12 protein-coding genes are annotated in these 20743 nt (G+C 36.8%); all 12 read right to left on the reverse strand.

Annotated features, from left to right (window positions below; all coding sequences use genetic code 11):
- Positions 1 to 130: 130 nt before the first annotated feature.
- Entirely contained in the window at positions 131 to 1231 is a 1101-nt protein-coding gene (locus BQ7352_RS13415; RefSeq protein WP_072449677.1) for a DUF3048 domain-containing protein, read from the reverse strand.
- A gap of 42 nt (positions 1232 to 1273) precedes the next feature.
- Complete coding sequence (locus BQ7352_RS13420; RefSeq protein ID WP_242948590.1) at positions 1274 to 2308, reverse strand: tetratricopeptide repeat protein; 1035 nt, start codon at positions 2306 to 2308, stop codon at positions 1274 to 1276.
- A gap of 18 nt (positions 2309 to 2326) precedes the next feature.
- The gene (gene glmM, locus BQ7352_RS13425; RefSeq protein WP_072449678.1) at positions 2327 to 3673 is read right to left on the reverse strand and encodes a phosphoglucosamine mutase; all 1347 of its coding nucleotides are present in this window, start codon (positions 3671 to 3673) and stop codon (positions 2327 to 2329) included.
- Between the two features lie 87 nt (positions 3674 to 3760).
- Complete coding sequence (locus BQ7352_RS13430; protein WP_072449679.1) at positions 3761 to 4684, reverse strand: nucleotidyltransferase family protein; 924 nt, start codon at positions 4682 to 4684, stop codon at positions 3761 to 3763.
- Positions 4685 to 4832: 148 nt separating this feature from the next.
- The gene (locus tag BQ7352_RS13435) at positions 4833 to 6080 is read right to left on the reverse strand and encodes a 6-phosphofructokinase (protein WP_072449680.1); all 1248 of its coding nucleotides are present in this window, start codon (positions 6078 to 6080) and stop codon (positions 4833 to 4835) included.
- Positions 6081 to 6220: 140 nt separating this feature from the next.
- A complete protein-coding gene (locus tag BQ7352_RS13440; protein WP_072449681.1) occupies positions 6221 to 7504 on the reverse strand; it encodes a CapA family protein in 1284 nt (427 codons plus the stop codon).
- A gap of 21 nt (positions 7505 to 7525) precedes the next feature.
- Positions 7526 to 9748, reverse strand: coding sequence for a bifunctional diguanylate cyclase/phosphodiesterase (locus BQ7352_RS13445; protein WP_083429910.1), 2223 nt, complete (start codon positions 9746 to 9748; stop codon positions 7526 to 7528).
- Positions 9745 to 11541: a sensor domain-containing diguanylate cyclase gene (locus BQ7352_RS13450; protein WP_072449682.1), complete on the reverse strand. Its 1797-nt coding sequence runs from the start codon at positions 11539 to 11541 to the stop codon at positions 9745 to 9747. Before BQ7352_RS13450 ends, BQ7352_RS13445 begins: the two co-directional genes overlap by 4 nt.
- Before the next feature lie 316 nt (positions 11542 to 11857).
- Positions 11858 to 13252 (reverse strand): glycine--tRNA ligase, encoded by a 1395-nt coding sequence (locus tag BQ7352_RS13455; protein ID WP_072449683.1) that lies wholly within the window; start codon positions 13250 to 13252, stop codon positions 11858 to 11860.
- 116 nt (positions 13253 to 13368) lie between these two features.
- Entirely contained in the window at positions 13369 to 18870 is a 5502-nt protein-coding gene (locus BQ7352_RS13465; protein WP_242948591.1) for a beta-N-acetylglucosaminidase domain-containing protein, read from the reverse strand.
- A gap of 217 nt (positions 18871 to 19087) precedes the next feature.
- On the reverse strand, positions 19088 to 19831 hold the full coding sequence (gene recO, locus BQ7352_RS13470; protein WP_072449684.1) for a DNA repair protein RecO: 744 nt from the start codon (positions 19829 to 19831) through the stop codon (positions 19088 to 19090).
- Entirely contained in the window at positions 19831 to 20736 is a 906-nt protein-coding gene (era, locus tag BQ7352_RS13475) for a GTPase Era (RefSeq protein WP_004223108.1), read from the reverse strand. Before era ends, recO begins: the two co-directional genes overlap by 1 nt.
- Positions 20737 to 20743: the final 7 nt, after the last annotated feature.

Consider the following 20743-nt stretch of genomic DNA (forward strand, 5'->3'; position numbering starts at 1 on the left):
TCCTCTTAAATAATACCTATTTTAACACTTCTTTTTGTAATTTCATAGCATTTTTAAACATTTTTCTATAAAAGAGAAAAGACAGGAGACTGACTGTTCTTAAATGTCTTTCTCCTGTCTCTCCATTTATTTACTGAAATGCTGCTTTATCTTTATAATTCAGAGCAATGTAACTCTTTCCTCTATTAATATTCAATACATTGCCTGCCTCATCATAAAAAGTCAAATAAGAATTTTCATTTCCTTCTTCTTTTGACCATGTAATTGGCTGCATGCCACCATTTGAAACATAATATCCCCTGGCATCTGCACCGCCGTCCCAGTCTAAACTCTTATGTCCCACATCATCTCTTACGGAAATCTCTGTTTCTAAAACAAATACATTGGTAAATCCCAGCTGTTCTCCTGTCACTGCATCAATTTGCGGATTTCCATTAATCTGCTTTAAATACTGCATTTTTTCAGCATCATAAGTAAAAGCCGCACTTTGTGAGCCAAAATCAATTTGAACAGAAGTACAATCTGAAGAAACAGGTTTTATTTGTTCCTCCATACCATTAAAGGAAAATGCAGACCCTGTCTTATCTTCTTTTAAATCTGTGCGAAGTCCTTTTGACTCAATGTAAGAAGTTAACTGTGTACCATCGAAATATCCTGTATGCTCCAGCGCATATCCCTGATTTCTCTTATCCTGATCCCTTCCGAAAAGACCTCCTGTATTGGTAATTCCTTCAATCTGATCCATATTCAGAGAATTCAAATAATCAGAAACAGTCTCATCAATTCCCCAGTTTACATAAAAGGCATCAAATCCCTGAGAAATCGCCGGAAAATAATAACGACAACTTCGAATTGGGCAGATTTTAGGAACTTTTGTATAGTCTCCGTAAAGTGCCATAAACCGGGTTACATCCCCTTCTACCGGTATTTCAAAAATAATGTCTGCCTGCCCAATTCCATATTGAGGCATAGCTTTCTCTACATTATTTACCATAACCGCCACAGGACGTTTTCCGATTGCCTCCTCTGATAAATCTCCCAAACCGGTTAGTAAATTTTGATTTGCCGGAATTTCCGGCTCCTCTACTACTTCACCTACAGTTTTTTCTATTTCAGGCTCTTTCTCTTCTACCTTTGGCTGTTCCGTTTTTTCTTCTTTTTTACCGCAGCCTGTAAAAACCCCTACCATTACCATCACTGCAGTAATGAACATTACTCTTTTTAGCTTCATATCGTCACCATTCCTTCTACACAAATTTTCATGTGTCCCTTCTTATCTGGTCTGCAAAAAATAATTTTCTTTTACAGCTGTATCATCTGCAGGATATAACGTTAAATACTGCTGCATTTTCTCTTTTGCGGAAGCAAAATCCTGATTTTTTTCATATATAACAATCTCATTAAAAAGTAATGCCTGATTTACTTCTTTGTCGTTCACTTTTAATCCTTTTTGAATATATTCTAAAGCTTTTTCATAATCTTCCAACTCCATAGAGCAATATGCCAAGCCATTATAAGCCTCTGCTTTTAGTTCTTCCTGTTTTAAACATTTCTGATACATAGCTTCCGCTTTTTCCGGCTCTTTCGCTTCTACATATACTTTTCCAAGATAAATAGCCGCCGGTGCATATTCTTTTTCCCATGCTGTTTTCAGTTCTTTTTCTGCCTTTTCAAACTCCGATAAGTAATAATATACTCTTCCTCTGTTATAGAAATCTTCAGGAGATTTGGCTTTTAGTTCCAGAGCTGTTTCTAAATATTCTGCTCCGTCTGCATTTAAGTCACACTCCCGATAAATTCGATAGATATCCAGATAATCTTCATATTCCTTAGAACCGGAAATTACTTTTGAAAAGTCCTTCTCTGCTTTTTTATACTCATCTAAATGAAGATATGCACTCCCTCGAAGAAAATACCCGTTTTTTTCTTTTTTTTCATCTAAAATTTCATCACAAGTCTTAATACATGCCCGATATTCTTTTTGATGGTACTGTGCATCTGCAAGGTAAAAATTCAAGTCTGTCCTGAGGTTTTCCTCCGATTTATCCGTGAAATCCAAAGCCGTTAAAAAGGCATCTTCTGCTTTATCAAAAGCTCCCTGGCCGCTCCAGGAAATCCCTGCACCTCTCCATGCTTTTGCGGCATCCTCACCGGCGCTGATTGCTCCCTGAAAATTTTCCAGTGCTTCTTTATAATTCTGTTTTTTCAGATTTTCCATGCCTTTTTCATAATCTGTAGGTTCTTTCCCTTTGCATCCGCTCAACAGACAAACACCTAAAAGAACCATCAGTACGACTTGTTTTTTCACCCTTTTAACCTCATTTCCTTATTCGGCAATCAGATTTTCCTCTTTCATGGCATCTACTACTTGTTCTGCATATTTTTCACATACTTCATCAGTAGGCGCTTCCACCATGACACGGATCAAAGGTTCTGTTCCACTTTCTCTTACCAGAATTCTTCCATCTTCTCCTAACTCTGTTTCCACTTTGTGAACAGCCTCTATTACCTTTTGATTTTCCCTTGCCGTTTTTTTATCATGTACTCTTACATTTTTAAGGACCTGGGGATAAATCTTTACTTCTCTTGTCAATGCACTTAATGGAAGTTTTTTCTCAATAATCACTTCCATTAATTTTAATGAAGTCAAAATTCCATCTCCTGTTGTAGCATGTTTAGAAAAGATAATGTGTCCGGACTGTTCTCCTCCAATAGAATGACCATTTGCCATCATATTTTCGCAAACATATTTATCTCCTACTGCAGTCTTTTCATATGCAATTCCTTCTCTGTCACATGCTTTATAAAGTCCTAAATTTGACATTACTGTTGTAACAATTGTATTGTTATTTAACTTTCCGCATTCCTTCATGTATTTTCCACATACATACATGATTAAATCCCCATTGACTTCCTCACCCTGGTCATCAACGGCAATACAGCGGTCTGCATCACCATCGTAGGCAAATCCTACGTCTAATTGTTTTTCTTTCACAAAATTTTTTAATTCTTCAATATGGGTAGAACCACAATTTGTATTAATGTTCGTACCATCCGGTTCATTATGAATAACGTAAGTTTTCGCACCTAACGCATCAAAAACACTTTTTGCAATCGCAGATGCACTTCCATTTGAACAGTCCAGCCCTACTCTTACATTCTTAAACGCACGAGTAGGAATAGAAATCAAATATCCAATGTATCTGTTTCGTCCTGCTGAGAAGTCCACAGTTCTTCCAATGTCTTCCCTTTTTGCCAAAGGCAGTTCTTCCAACTCACCGTCAATATATTTCTCAATCTGTTCTTCTATAGCAGCTTCCATCTTCTGTCCATTGCCATTCATGATTTTAATTCCGTTATCATAGAAAGGATTATGGCTGGCGGAAATCATAATACCGCAGTCAAAATTCTCTGTACGGACTACATAAGACACACTTGGTGTTGTAGTAACATGAAGAAGATATACATCTGCACCAGACGCTGTAAGACCTGCTACTAAAGAATATTCAAACATATAACTGCTTCTTCTGGTATCTTTTCCGATAACAATTTGCGCTTTGTGATCTTTTCCAAAATACCATCCTAAAAAGCGTCCTACTTTAAAAGCATGCTCTACTGTCAGATTTACATTTGCTTCGCCTCGAAAACCATCTGTTCCAAAATATTTACCCATAATCGCTCCTTTTTGCACAATCATTCTTATTTTTTGTATTTTTGTCATATATTAAAATACCACAAAATAAGAATTTTGTCACGCAGTTTATGAAAAGAGCTGTTCTTTATAAATACCTTTTCTCACTAATTCTTTGAAAGACTCCATAACTTTTTCTTTATCTTCCTGATAAGTTACCCCAAACCAGGTATCGTGAGTTTTCAGTACAGACACTTGAGCCGTTCCTTCTTTAATCATACTATCTACTACAGACGGCAGTAAATATTCTTTTTTCAATTCCCCCGGTTTTATTTCTGCAAGAAACTTTCTAAAACCTTTTTCTAATACTTCCAAAAACTCCGGTGTCAGGCCCCACATGTTCATAGAAACCAGTGTTTTTTCATCAAGAGCTGTCTTCTCACCTGTTTCTTCATCTACTGCTGCCGGTCCATTTTCTGTTTTCTGGATGTTATAGGTTTCAGTAATACCTACCAGCTTCTTTTGTTCATCTAATGCACAAATTCCTCTTGTAACACCACCATTATCACTTAACGTATTTTCCAGAATAAATCCTGCCATACAGATATCCATCTTGTCTGTCTTTTCTCTGTCCGCAGTAAGGTATTCATGAATTTTTACAAAAGCTTCTTTTCCATAATAGTCATCTGCATTGATTACTACAAAAGGCTCTTTTATCACTTTTTTTGCTGCTAAAACGGCATGTCCTGTTCCCCATGGTTTTGTACGTTCTGCCGGGCAGGTAAAACCTTCCGGTAAATCCTGAATATCCTGATATACATATTCTACCTGTGTGATTTTTTCAATTCTGTTTCCAATAACTTCTCTGAATTCTTCTTCAATATCCTTGCGAATAATGAAAACAACCTTATTAAATCCGGCTTCCAATGCATCATGAATGGAATAGTCCATGATAATCTCCCCACTTGGCCCTACCTTTGCCAGCTGTTTAATTCCTTTACCAAAACGGCTGCCAATTCCAGCTGCCATAATTACCAGTGCTGTTTGTTTCATGTTCGTTCTCCTTTTCGTTTACAATATACATAATGATACTATATTGCCAGATAAACTACAACCCCCAGAAACACAGAACAGCCCGAATTCCCCAATTCGGACTGTTCCTCTATAAAAACCTTCTCCAAAGTTTTTACTTCCTGTATTATTATTTCTTTTTCATCTTTAACACTAAATGTCTTGGAAGACCATTTACCATAATCGGCTGATAATCGCCCTGAATTAATGGTTTGATATAGTCAATAAAGTCTTTTGTCACATAATTGGCTTCTTTATTCATCCATTCTCTTGGCACCAGTTTTTCTTCATTTGCAATTCTATGAACATCATAAATACCGGTTGCACTCATGTAAGGATCATCAGAAACTCTGTCAATGACAATCATCTTTCCTGTATCGCCTTCATCCGCAGCTTTTACTGCTGCTCCGCCTACCATAAAAGCTTCTTCTATATCTACACGAGAAGCCATGTGTGAAGCACTTCTCTGAAGTGTGGAAAGTTCTACTGCTCTTGTCTTACAGTTGCATTCTGCTGCAAGGAAATTTGCAAGATAAGTAGCTGTTCCCTGAAGCTGTTTATGTCCAAAAGCATCTACATAATCCCCAACGCTGCCCAGTTCACATACATATCTTCCATCCTGAAGCTTAATCCCCTCAGAAACCGCAATAACAATAGATGATTTTTTCTTCAGCAGTTCTTTTACTTTCTTCAGGAAACGCTCTGTGTCAAAAGGAACTTCCGGCAGATAAATTAAATCCGGACCATCACAGTCTTCTGTCTTGGCAAGGGCTGTGGCACCTGTAAGCCATCCTGCGTTTCTTCCCATGATTTCCATTATGGTAATCGTATTTTTCTTGTAATTCAATCCCTGAGCATCACGAATTACTTCTTTTGTAGATGCGCCAATATATTTAGCAGCGCTTCCAAATCCCGGTGTATGATCTGTCAATGCCAAATCATTATCAATTGTCTTTGGCACACCCAAGAATTTCTGGCTCTGTCCTGTAATAATCGCATAGTCAGACAACTTCTTAATGGTATCCATAGAATCATTTCCACCGATATAAATAAAGGTATCAATATCCAGCTTATTTAAGATATTAAATAGTTTTTCATAAATTGTTTTGTCCTCATGAATTTCCGGCAATTTAAATCTGCAAGACCCCAAAAACGCTGAGGGTGTTCTCTTTAAAAGCTCGATATCCAACTCAGAATGAATTTGTGTGGATAAATCCACATATTGTTCATCCAATAACCCCTGAACACCATGGAGCATACCATATACCTTATCAAATCCACGTTCAATGGCATTTTTATAAACCCCTGCAAGACTTGAATTGATTACTGCTGTTGGACCACCTGATTGTCCGACAATAATATTTCTTTTTTTCGTCATTTTGCCGTTCCCTCCTTACAAGTCACTCAATGTGATTACTATTGTAACAAAAAGAAACTGCTTTTTCAATACTTTTATGGTTTTTATGTATGTTTTTTTCTTATTTTTAAATTATTTTTGTGCATTTTTAACATTTTTCTTTAAATCGCGTCTTCATTCCCCTGTTCTTTTATTTTATTAAACAGGTTTTGATAATATTCCAATGAAAACTCTCCGGGATTTTTCTTGTATACAGAATGTTTTTCCACTAATTCTTCCGGATATTCCTCCAGTTTATAGACTGCCGCTTTCGGATTTTCTCTTTCATAATACATCAAAAGTGGTATATACTCATGGTTTGGTATCTGTATCTCTCCGGTTTCCAAATCCTTACGAATGGTAATTTTAGCCATTCCTCCTAAAAGACAAGGCAAATCATTTTGCGTTGCTACAAAATTTCCAAGAGAATAATATACCAGCATCTTATGTCCGTCTTCTCCTGTGAGAGTTTCCATCGGCCGCAGTACGTGAGGATGAGAACCTATAACAATATCCACTCCCTCTTCTAAAAACAACTCTATCCAATCAGCCGTCTGATCATCTACCTCCTGCACATATTCATCTCCCACATGCATGACCACCATGACAACATCTGCCACTTCTTTTGCCTTTTGAATATCTTTACGTGCTCTTTCTTCCTCAAACAAATCTGCCAGGTACTCCTTATCCTCCGGCATTTCCAACCCATTAAAACTGTATGTATAATCTAACATAGCAATTTTCAAATTTTTGCACTGAACTACAGAAATCTTTTCTGCTGCTGCTTCATTTTCATGGATACCCAGAATTTCTGTTTCCGGGTGCTGTTGTTTCCACCAGTCTAAGGTATACTCAATCGATTTTGTACCTTTATCCAGAACATGATTGGAGGAATGGGCGATCACATCAAACCCGGCATTTACCAGAGCATCTCCAATTTCCACCGGAGTTCCAAAAGCAGGATAGCCGGAAACGTCTTCCCTGTCTTCTACGAAAATTGTTTCCTGAGTAACTAAAGATAAATCAGCTTCCTCTATATCATTCTTTAGAGGTTCATAAATATGATCATAATTCCATACATCTCCATTTTGCTGCCCTGATTTATAAACAGGACCATGAGCTATATTATCTCCAACAGCCAGAAAGTCAATGGTTAAGTCTTCCTGTGCCTTTTCTTTTGCCAGTTGCTCCTGTCTTGCTTTTTCTTTCTTCTTCTCTGCTTCCGCTTTTTTGTGCGTTTGCACGCCTGCAAAGATACCGAAACCCAAAATCAAAACAAGCAAAGCAGCTATTCCAGAAAAAATCGCAATTTTCTTTTTAAGTTCTTTTTCTCGTCTTTCCCGCAGCTCCTCCCTTTTCCTCTGTCTTTCCCTGTCTTTTTTCAACAATTCTTCTCTTTCGTCCATAACTTCTCCTTACCTATACTACTACATTCTTTCTTCCATCCAGCTTACAAATTTTTCCACCGGCAATGGCTTTGAATAAAAATATCCCTGCACTAAATCACAGTTCATTTCTCTTAATTTATCAATCTGTTCTTTTTCTTCTACCCCTTCTGCCACAACTGTAATTCCCAATTCATGGGCTAAAGAAATAAATGTTTTTAATACAATCCAGCTTTTTTCATTGCTGTTCACAAAAAACAGTCTATCCAGCTTAATTGTATCTACATCAAACTCCTTTAACAGAGATAAAGAAGAATATCCAAAGCCAAAGTCATCTAAAGAACATAAAAATCCATATTCCTTCATCTGTGCTATTATTTTTTTGATTTTTTCTAAATGTTTTATCTCAATAAACATAGACTCTGTAAGTTCCAGCTCAATCTGTCCATCCGGAATATGATATTTGTCTTTTATATTCTTCAATTCTTCCAGACATTTAATTCCCTTTTCCATAAGATGCACTCTGGATAAATTTACTGATACTTTGATTTGCGGCAGACCTTGTTTCTTCCAATCGTTTAACAATTTGCATACCTTTTCAAAAACATAATAATCCAAACGGCATATCTTTCCATTTGCTTCAAACAGCAAAATAAATTCTGCCGGAGATATCAGACCATAATCCTTATGATGCCACCGAACCAGCGCTTCTGCACTGCCGGTCTTTTCATTTTTCAAATTTACCTTAGGCTGCAAATAAACTTCAAATTCTTGATTTTTAACAGCACTCTCAAAAGAGTCATTTAATACAATTTCCTTATTTAATTTTACATAAAGTTCATGGTTATAGAATACACAACGTTTGTCATTATCATAGTATTCACTGGCTACTACTGCCCTGTTTTGAAACGTGCGAAGATCCTCACTGTTTTCTTCGACAAAGCTTGCCCCCTGGGAAAAGCTGACTCCATATCCATAAGCTGTTTCGCCTGCAATCCCATATAATTTTTGCATCATAACATCAATTCGTCTCTGAACACCTTCTTCTGTTTCTTCCTGAAGAAGTATAAAATAATGGTCACTCTCACTTCTTGCAACCAACTCATTTTCATCAATACAGCTTTCTAATATTTGATAGGTATATTTCAAAACATGATTGCCGGCTGCCACACCATATTTTTCATTAATATTTTTAAATCTTAAAATATTCAAAAAAACCATGGCATATCTCTTTTTTATATTCTCTTCTATTATCTGTTGTGCCTCTATTAGAAATGCTGCATCATTTCTTCCTTCGGTAATAAAATCTGTAAAAGCAACTTTTTCAATCTTTTTTACATTTTCTTTATAAACACGGCGTATTTTAAACAATACGATAACGAAGGCAGATACGCTCAGCAATGTAATCAGCCAATATTTCTCTATATATTGATTTGTATTTTCTTCTAATATCGTAGAAGGTATAAAAGAAAGAAGATACCAGTCGTTAAATTCCAATGAATTGCAAGCCATAATCATGGTCTTTCCGCCATCTAATCCCAATTCAAAAATCTTTTGCCCTTTTTCCTCCGTATTTACAATGACTTTGTTTATAGATTTCTCTAAATCACCATTTGCTTTTTCTAAAAGAGCCTGCCTGTTTTCAGGATTGCCATTTTGATTTTCTGCATTTACAATCAGTTCTCCTTTTTCACTGACAATACAGCTAAAGCCGCCTTTTTTGCAATTAATCTCTGATAAAACAGCTTGTATGTCTTCACTGCTCTGTATTCCGATTAAAACACGGTCTAAGGTTCCATCTTTTTTGAAGGGTGTAGAAAAGAAAATTTTATCATTATCTACAGAAATTGTTTTCGCCTCATCAAAAATATCCTGATTTTCCTGAAGATATTTATCAAAACACTCACATTCAAAGTCTTTTGGCAGCACACTTCCTTCTTTATCTACAACAACCAGATTTTCAAATAACAATGGATTTTTCTTCTTTTCTAAAACACGTTCTGTCAGTATGTAACCAGGCATTTCAGAAAAAGAGTTTCCTAATTCTTCAACATAGCGTTCATAACTTTGCATGCGATTGGAAATTTCTCTGTTCATCTGATTTGTGATATCATCTACATAACTTTCCGTCTCCTTCTGCATAACCTGATTTATTTGCATAGTATTTACAATCAGACATACAAACAACGCAGTAATTACCAGCACTATAATTCCCCATTGAATAAAATCTTTGTACTTTTTTATAAGCTGTTTTTCAATTTTCATATATGACTATACCCCCCCCCCGAAAATTTTCGCTTCTTTTTCTCCTGGTACATATTTTCATCTGCAACACGCATAAGTAAATGAAAATCCTGTCCATCCATAGGATAAAATGCTGTACCCATAGAAAATTGAAATGTATCCTTTAACTCTGTCTGTCGGCTGATAAATGGCTCTCCGCGTTTTTCTCTTATTTTACAAACCGCATTTTCCAATTCCTGCATGGATGAAAATCCATATAAAAAAATAATAAATTCATCTCCTCCCAATCTGGCACAGATTGAATTTTTACCTGAAATACTTTGAAAAATTTCTGCAATACTTTTTAAGTATTCATCTCCTACGTGATGTCCATAAATGTCATTAAATTTTTTCAAATTGTCAGCATCTGCCATAATCATCATAGCACATCCTAATTTTTCCGGCTCCATAAAAAGACGATTTATTCTCTCATGAAAACCTCTTCGATTATACAGTCCGGTGAGTAAATCAATTTCACTTTGTTCACGCAGTTGATAGATTTCTTCCCACCACAAGGAAATATCTGTCACATAATATGTAACGCTCTGTTTTTCTACATCTTTTTCAATACGAAGATATCTTTTTTCGCCATTTTTGTCATACTCATAAATGTGTTCTGCAAAATCTATTTCATGGGCTTCTGCTTCTTCGATTTTCCTTTGTACAAAAGCGGACATTTCCTGAAGTTCTATTTCATCATAGTCATCTATTCCCAAAATATCCAGCATTCTCTCATTTACAAAAGTTCTTTTATAAAATAAATTTTTTTCTAAAATCCCCACCGGAATTTTTCCCTTATCCATAATATAAGAAATTTTATCCCAATTGGAACGAATATTATCCAACATTTGATTAATATAAAACAGCAATTCATCAAACTCTATAATCCCTGTCTTTAAAGTAATATTTTCTATATTTCCATCTTCGATTTTTTTCAGCTCGTCTATAACTAAAGTCAGGTTTTTTGTCAGCTTCTTATTTACGTACCATTTAATAATTCCAATAATACTAACAGAAACCAATATAATATACAGCAATATCAAGACAGTAGAATTAAACATTTCCTTTATTGGATAGAGCGATAAATACGTTCTGACCAAAATATAATCTCCTGAATTTTTTGTATAGACACAATACCTTTTCCCCTGAAAGTTATAGTGAAAGGTATTTATGGAAGTATCCCGATTATATTTCGAAATTTCTTTCGTCATATCTGTTCCAATTAAATTATCTGCCGTAGATGCAATAACTTTTCCGGTCTTTTTATCTACAACGTGTAAATACCCATTTAACTCAAAGGGCATCATAGCAAGAACATTTGGCAGACTTTTTTCTTCTAACTTTTGCAATAATCGCCTTGGTTCCATTCCAATCTGCACAATCCCGCTTCCGTCCGTCATCCATACTGCCGCATACTGCATTTCCTTTCCTTTAGCTGTATTCGGTGTAATATCCTGACACAGTTTCAAAGAACGATTTTCTAGCATTGGTGCAAAAAACTCCATCTGTTCCCCTGAATGAAACGTAAATCCATAATATTCCGGATGAGTACCTGCATAGATTTCTCCTTCCGGTGTAAAATAATGGATTTCATCTACTCCCAGCTTTTTCGCCAATTCTCTTGTATGTGTAATACTGGATATAGTTTCCGGATAATGCTCTACAAAATATACAGCCATTTCTGCTGTTTGAATACATTGCCTGGAAAACTCATCTTTTTGACTTTTAATATCTTCTTCATTTGTATAAATCAATTGTTCCAGCTGGCCAAACATTTCCCGGGAACTTTCCTTTTGGTTCTGGTGCTGCATATATAGCTGAAAACATATATTCACAGGTAATATTAATACTAAAAAGAATATCATCATCCACCGCAGCAATCTCGGCAGCGTTTTTTAATACTGCTGCTTTTCATATAACTCCTCCACTCTTCAGAAAATTAGCCTATTATAACCATAATACATCATCCAAAACATTTTTCAACAAAAAATTCCTTTTTTCTGCATACCAGATTGCATAGGACACAATTTCCTATGTAACAAAAAAACAGGAACCGCTTACAGCAGCTCCTGTTTCCTTTACAAGCATTTCTTAGAATACAAATTTTTCTTCGAAATATGCTTTTAAATCTTCAATTTTTACTCTTTCCTGTTCCATTGTGTCACGGTCACGTACTGTAACTGCTCCGTCTGTTTCAGAGTCAAAGTCATAAGTTACACAGAATGGTGTACCAATTTCATCCTGACGACGGTAACGTTTACCAATGTTTCCTCTGTCATCAAATTCACAGTTATATTTCTTAGATAACTGTTCAAATACTTTTAATGCACCTTCATTTAACTTCTTAGATAACGGAAGTACACCAATTTTCACAGGTGCCAGTGCAGGATGGAAACGAAGTACAGTACGAACATCATTCTTTTCTGCATCTAACACTTCTTCGTCATAAGCACTGCAAAGGAATGCAAGTACCATACGGTCTGCACCAAGTGACGGCTCAATAACGTAAGGAATGTATTTCTGATTTGTTTCATCATCAAAATAAGTCATATCCTGTCCGGAAACGTTCTGATGCTGTGTTAAATCATAATCTGTTCTGTCAGCAATACCCCAAAGTTCGCCCCAGCCAAATGGGAAAAGGAACTCTACGTCTGTAGTTGCCTTACTATAGAAACTTAATTCCTCTTTATCGTGATCACGGTAACGAATTTCTTCATCTTTTAATCCTAAGCTATGCAACCAGTCAAGGCAGAACTGTTTCCAGTATGCAAACCATTCTAAGTCTGTATCTGGTTTACAGAAGAATTCTAACTCCATCTGTTCGAATTCACGAGTACGGAATGTAAAGTTACCCGGTGTAATTTCATTACGGAAAGATTTACCAATCTGTGCAATACCGAAAGGAAGTTTCTTTCTGGATGTTCTCTGTACGTTTTTGAAGTTTACAAAGATACCCTGTGCTGTTTCCGGTCTTAAATATACTGTGTTTTTTGCATCTTCGGTAACACCCTGGAAAGTTTTAAACATCAGGTTAAACTGACGAATATCTGTAAAGTTATGTTTTCCGCAGGTAGGACATGGAATTTGATGTTCTTCGATGAAATCTTTCATCTGTTCCTGTGACCATGCATCTACGCTTCCTTCAATAGCAATTCCATTTTCTGCACAATAATCTTCAATAATCTTATCTGCACGGAAACGCTCATGACATTCTTTACAGTCCATAAGAGGATCAGAAAAACCTCCCAAATGTCCTGAAGCAACCCATGTCTGAGGGTTCATTAAAATGGCACAGTCAACACCTACATTGTATGGACTTTCCATTACGAATTTCTGCCACCATGCTTTTTTTACATTATTTTTTAATTCAACACCGAGATTTCCATAATCCCATGTGTTTGCCAGACCTCCGTAAATTTCAGAACCCGGATATACAAATCCTCTGGATTTTGCAAGTGCAACAATCTTTTCCATTGTCTTTTCCATTGTACAATCTCCTCTATCTTACATTTTTTCAAAATACTGTTATGGCATTTTTGTTTATGAAGCCTATTATACCTGTTAAGCAACAGGTTTTCAACCTCTAAAGAAGAGATTTTCTTTTAATCTTCTCTCTTTTTAAAAGCGCTGACACCTACAAGCAGCGCAACTGCCCCCAAACCTAAGAAAATTACAGGCATTGCCTCATCTCCTGTTTTCACACCCGAGGATGGTTTGCCGCTTGGTTTCTGAGATGGTTTTGATGGCTTTGATGGTTGTTGCGCTGCCTTCTTTTCCAATCCATCCATTGCCTTCTGTACAGCTTCTTCTGCTTTTGCAAGTTCCTCTTTTGAAGCATCATCTTTTGCCAGAAGTTCTTTTGCTTTATTTATCTCTGCTTCCAGATTGTTTAATGTTTCCTGTGTATATACATCTTTCCGGCTCAAAAATTTTTCTGCTTCCTGAACTTTTTCTTCTAATCTACTCTTATCTGCCGGCGGTTCCGGATCTGGCTTACCCGGTTCTTCTGGTTTTTCCTGTAAACCGGTCATGGCTTCATCTAAGGCAACAACTGCACCATCAACCGCTTCTTTTGTTGCTGTTTCATCTGCCAGAACTTTTTCCGCCTCTGTCACAGCATTCTGAAGATTTTGTAAGGACTCTTCTGTATACTTATCCGTCTGTCCTAACAATCCTTTTGCCTCTCCTAATTTTTGCTCCAAAAGACTTTTATCTGCCTGTTTTGTAAATTCTACATAAATTGTATGGTTCTCCTCTACTGCTTCAAAGATATATTCTGCCTGTGCACCAATATTCTCTCCATCTACCAACACATCTTTTATAAAATATCCGTCTTCCGGTATCATAGTAAATTTCTGATTTTCACCAGCTTTCACTTCAATAATGCCTTCTGGTTCAATAGAACCTCCTATACTTGCCTGTGCAGTAATTTTAAATTCACTGGTATCCTTAACAAGACGTTCTATAGCAATTTTTAAACTTTCCATACATCCTGCAACTTCTTCTGCAGTTGCTTTTTCATTTGCTGCAACTTCTTCTGCTTCTTTTAAAGCTTTCTCTAACGCTTTTACACTGTCTTCTGTATACTGATCTTTATTAGCCAGCTTTTCTTTTGCCAATGCAATAATTTTAAGCAATTCTTCTTTGTCTGGTTGTTCAACATTTTCTTTTATTCCATATACTTCCAACTCTGTAATGGAAACACTGCTTCCTGCCGCATTGGTATTCAAACCATCTTTCGGGAAAGATAAGCGCACATATCTTGCATTTTTAGTTTCTTCTAATTTAAATTCATCTATAACACCAGAAATATTTTCAGCTTCTCTTTCTACTGTTGCTACAGTTTCCCATGTATTTTTATCTGCTGATATCTCCACAGTATAATTAGTTGGCCATACTTTATTGAAATAAGAAACCCTAATTTCATCTATCGTATTTTTGCCTTCCCCTAAATCCACCAAAATGTATTGATCTCCTGGTTCTCCACCTAATCCCATCTTATCATTTAAAGGACCACTGCTCCATCTTGTATCTGCTTTTCCATCAACAGCATGTTCACCCACATGTTCCATTTTGTTTCCGTCAAATCCCGTTTCCACATCTGAAACTTCTACTTTCTGGTTCAATGCCAGATTGCTTCTTTCTGGTTTTTCCGGTTCTTCCGGCTGTTCTCCCTCTCCTACAATTACATGAACCTGAGCTTCCACAGCTTCTGGATTTACAAGACTATAATTGATCGGCAACATACCTTTCACTAAAATATCTGCCGGTTTAGAAGTATCTATTTTTTCTGTCTCCCACACAGGAATAACTTGTAATGACTGTTCTTTTTCTTCTCCTGCTTTTACAGTTGTCTCTGCCAGTGCAGGTAATGCTACATTTTCTGCATTCACTTCTACATTTACATTTTCTAACTCAGCAACAGATACATAACTTACCGGCACATGACGTCTTACACCATTTACAGTAAGTTCCTTTAATCCAATACAGTTACCGGCTGCGTCTGCATTGATACTTCTAAAAAGAATTCTCACATATCTGGCTTCTACCGGCTGTGCAAATTCTTCTTTTACAGTATCTACCGGATTTGGTGCACCATTATTTTCTTTTTTAATAGTTTTTATGGTTACCCAGTTTTCCTTATCATTGGATACCTGTACATCATAATCCGTTGGATATACTTTGTTATAATAGCTCATTTTGATTTCAGAAATCATATTTGTATAAGTTCCTAAATCAACAATAATCCACTGTGGGCTCTTAGCACCGCTTCCTTTTAATGCAGCACTGTCCCATTTTGTATTTTCATCACCATCTACTGCACTTTCCGGTTTTACGTTATTCGTTTCAATACCTGACACTTCTACCGGCTGGTTCAGTGCAAGGTTTACCGTTTCTTTTGAGTCCTCTACTCCCGGATCAACAGGAATGTTTTCAACTACCTGTCCCACATCACCGGATGGATTTTCTCCATATTTAAGAATAATCTCGTTAAGTTTTACATCTTTTTTTGCAGGGAATTCAAATCTCACTGCATGAACATTTTCTTCCCAGCCTGTAAATTCCTGTGTACTCTTTGTCAGCTTTCCTAAATCTTTTGCTTTTCCGTCTGCTGTTTTTAAAGTAACTTTTGCTTCACAGGAACCTGCCTGTAATACAGTAAAGCCATCCAGATTTATATTATCGGTAATTCTATATTCCAGATAACTCTTGTTGTCTGTTTCAGAAATCTGGAATACAGTTGCCAGATTTTTATCTGTCAGAGCTTTCTTATCTGCTTTTTCATCACTTGTCAGAGCAAAATCAGGAGAAATAGTTCCCGGAGCTTTCTGACCTTTATTTACTTCTGCTTCAAAAATCTTTAACTGATTTTTATTATCTGATGCTATCTGCAAACGAACATAGCGTCCTTCTTTTCCTTTTGCATCGGCTTTGTACTCTCTGCGAGGAGGATTTACAGTTCCGCTGTTGCTGTTCCATGTGGCAACTTCCTCAAAATCTTTATTATTTTTGGAAATAGATACCTTGGCATCATAAATTTTCTGGTCTCCATCTGCTGTCTGGAAAGTAATGTCATTGATTGCCTGTGTTCTTCCTAAGTCAATGGTAATATAATCTCCTGTTTTCTGTGCTCCTTTTGTCATTACAAAAGTTTCTACATTGCCGTCAAACATCATATCCCATGAACCGGACTGAAGCTCTTTGATATTTGTTCCTTTTACAGACATGGAAACTGCTCTGTTTTCAATCACTGCTGCCAGCTTTTTCACCATAGCAGTTACCGGCTGTTCTCCTTTATTTACCAGACGTAAATATCTTGCTTCTAAGTTTTCCTGTAAATCTCCCGGTTCTACTTCTTTCCAGTCATTACCGTAAAGAGCATATTCTACAGTCAGTCCTGCTAAGTCAGAGCCTTCCAGAATGACTTTGGAAATTTCAGCAATTTCTTTTGTCTTAATACCAATGTACTGGCCTTTTTCTAAAGTTACTTTTACATTGCGAACACCATATTCTTTTTCATCAATGGTCAATGGTGTCGCTGCATATTTGCTTATATTTGTATAAATTCTGTCAGCAGGTGTTTCCGCATTTCCTGTTGCCAGGAGTTCGTCTACAACTGCCTTCACATCATTCATACAAGCATTTACAAATGGAACCAGTCTGCGGCTTCCCGCTTTTACAGACTGTGTACCGCCTGCCGGGAATTCGTAAGTACGTTTATTATAAGTATCCATCTCTGCTGATGCATCAGAGAAGTTCTGCCATACAATACCCATATCCGGCTCTGCTTTTGCCATTTCTTCCTGTGCCTGCAAAATGTATTGTCCTGCTTTTACTACATTTTCAAGAGCCTGCAGCCAGCCTTCTCCACCTTCGCGGTTTCCCGGATTGGTAAGCTCCTGTACCAAAGCTTTATTTGTGCATTCTTCTTTAAAAGTTTTGATTGCAGAAAGAATATGAGCAAATTCTGCTTTTAAATCTTTCACTTCCTGCATATCTGCAGTAAACGCATTTCCTTCTACTGCTTTTTTGATTGCATCTAAGGTATCTGCCAGATATAAGGACTCTTCAAATCCTTCCGGTACACGTCCTGAACCAGGGCAGTTAGATACATTTCTTGCAATGGTCAGGTATGCATCATAAACTTCCGGCTCTAAGTATTTAAAGCACTGTTCCCATACTTCTTCTGTATGCTGTGAATAGTCGTTTACATTCCAGAAATAAGATGCCAGCTGGAATAATGCCACTTTATCCGCTTCTGCAAAGTGGATAGGATTGGATACCGCACCTGCCAGCCCTGTAATATTATCTCGGATGTAATGTGCGCTGCTTCCTAAAAAGATACCTGATTTTGCATGCTCATTACATGGATAATTTACCCAGAACACCGGAGAGTGCCCTGTCTTTTCTTTTGCATAAGTAATTGACTCCTGTGTAAACGGAGAGTTTACATCCTGTCCTGTCCAGAAAATCAGAACGTCTTTGTCAAACTGTTTCATAGTTTCCAGTTCTTTCTGTCCGTTTGCTCCCTGTGACCATGCCACATTGTAGCCCTGCGGACAGTAAATAATCGGTTTACATCCTTTTGCTTTGATGTACTCCTGATTTAATTCATTGATAAGACGAACCACCAATTCCGGCGAACCTGCTCCAAAGTCATCATTTAAGATACAAAAACGGCGCACTCCAATATCATATAACTGATCAAATTTCGCCATAAGTTTTTTCTTTCTTGCCTGATATTCTTCCTCCTGATTATCCTGTAGGCCTCTTAACATATCTCCAATATGTACTGCCCATGAAAATTCTGTTTTATTTTTCTCCTGTAATGCTACCAATTCTTTAAACTGGTTTAGCATGTCCTCAGGATACATTTCAGCCCATTTAGAAGTATGGTACTCATCTGTTTTGGAAGCGTATACATACAAATTCATTTTTACATCTCTGGTAAATTCCATCAGACTCTTTCTCTGTTCGTGTGTCCAGCTTCCATAAAATCCTTCAATATAGCCTCTGGCATCAATAGAAGCATAGTCCCGAATTTCTACAGGATAAAATTTCTCTCCGTTAAAGGAAGAAAACATCATTTTTAAAGTAGCAACTCCGTAAAATGCTGCTTCTGTATCCTTTCCTAAAATAATAATATCCTCTCCATCAGCACTTAATGCATACGCACCACTTTGTCCAAAAAGCTTGTTATCCAGCTCCTTATCTGCAAAGTATTGATCTGCCTCATCCCCACTGCCTTTTACACCAACAATGATGTCACTGCCATTTCCAGCTTTCTTTTGTTTCTTTGGTGTTCTTCCAAACTCTTCCAACACTTCATTTAAATAGTCTTTTGTGGCTTTATCCACATCTTCACCACTTATAACTCCCACGTTCTTATCCATGTCAAATTCTGTTTTTGACGGATATTGGATATCCTGCGGAACCGGATAAATCTGATAGGCATCGCCTGTAGTTGTACCATCTTCCGGTTTCCAATCAGATGCCCAAGGAGACCTTATTTCTTTCTCTTCCTTCGGTGCCGCCACTACCGGAATTTGAAATAACATTGTTCCTGCCAGCATGGTACTACAAACTTGTTTCCATCGCTTCATATTATGCTCCTCCATTTTGATATATAGTTTTCATGTTTTCCATATTAACCTACAAGAGCATTATAAATCAATGAATTTTTCGTTGTTTTATCTCTATTTTTCAGCAAACGTTTGGCATTTTGTTTATTTTTTATATATTTATATACTATTTTTTGTTTATTTTTAATTATTGGTAAAAAAAGAAGCATTCTCTGAATTTCTTCAGCAAATGCCTCTTTTAAATCATCATCTGTAAAATTTCCAAACTTTTTAAATTTTTATCAATCTGCTCTTTCATATAGGAGCGCATAATCTTTCCCAATTCTTCCTGTACTTCTTTTGTTACAGTAAAAGAATAGAGCTTTTCCAGTTTTGCTGCAATAACAAACTGCATGGTATACAGAGCAGAAGGACTGATATACATTACACCTTTTTTTCCATTACCACAAGTTTTGCAGAAAACACCGGACTCCTTTACAGAAAACCACTGCAGCCCCTCCGTTGTACCGCACTCTTCACAGGCAAACACATAAGGAGCTTCCCCATTAATTGCAACAGTTTTTAACTCAAAAATATAGCGAATAAGTATTGGATCTATTCTCTGGGCAATCAATGCCTTCAAAGTAATGTATAATAAATTCAACATTTCTTTTTCGTCTGTATTTTCTCTTGCATAAAAATCTGCCAGCTCCAAAAAATAAAATCCATAGTAGACTTCTGGCTGAATACCTGCCAGTTCTGAAAAATAATTTTTAACAGAAGCAGAACGCAGCTGATATGCTGTGCGCCCTTCATAAATCAAAAAAGAGCCAAACACAAAAGGATTTGCGGCAGCCATCATCGTGCTGTTCTGTCTTCTTACACCTTTTGCAAAAACTGTGATTTTCCCTTTTTCTCGTGTTAAAATCACCAGACGTTTGTCATATTCTCCTACGGGCATGGCAGATAAAACCATACCCGTTACTGTAATGAAATCATTCATTAAATTTCCTTCTTATCGTATCCAAAGTTTTTAATGAGAAAATCACTGTCACGCCAATCTTTTTTTACCTTTACCCACAATTTCAGATTTACCGGTTTTTCTAAGAAATGTTCAATTTCATATCTGGCTGCACTGCCGATTTTTTTCAGCATTGCCCCTTGTTTTCCGATAATAATTCCCTTGTGGGAGTCTCTCTCACAGATAATAGTAGCGTCAATATCCACCAGATCTTTGTCTGTACGTTCCTTCATCTGGTCAATGGTAACGGCTATTCCGTGAGGAATTTCCTCATCTAAAGTTCTAAGTGCCTTTTCTCGTATCATCTCTGCCACAATTTGTCTCTGAGGCTGGTCTGTAATGGTATCCTCATCGTAAAACATCGGTCCGTACGGCAGATATTTAAAAATACAGTCCAATACAGTATCCAGATTTTGTGCCCGAAGTGCGGATGCCGGTACGATATCAGAGAAATTATACAGCTTTCGATATCCGTCAATAAAGCCTGCAATTTCACTTTTCTTTACCGTATCTACTTTGTTAATTACTAAAATAACCGGAAGCTTGCAGTTTTTTAACTGTTCTGCTATATGCCGCTCTCCTGCTCCAATATAAGAAGTTGGTTCTACCAGCCACAAAATCACATCTGCATCTTTAAAAGTTCTCTGGGCTACATTTACCATGTATTCTCCCAATTTATTCTTGGCTTTGTGAATACCGGGAGTATCTAAAAAAACAATCTGTCCTTTTTCCCCTGTATACACAGTTTGTATCTTGTTTCTTGTTGTCTGTGGTTTTCTGGAAGTAATGGCAATTTTCTGTCCGATTAAGTGGTTCATCAAGGTTGATTTCCCCACATTTGGTCTTCCGATAATTGCCACAAATCCTGATTTAAAATCTGCCCTCATAAATTCT

Source organism: Blautia sp. Marseille-P3201T (assembly GCF_900120295.1).
In the GTDB taxonomy this organism is placed as follows: Bacteria; Bacillota; Clostridia; order Lachnospirales; family Lachnospiraceae; genus Blautia.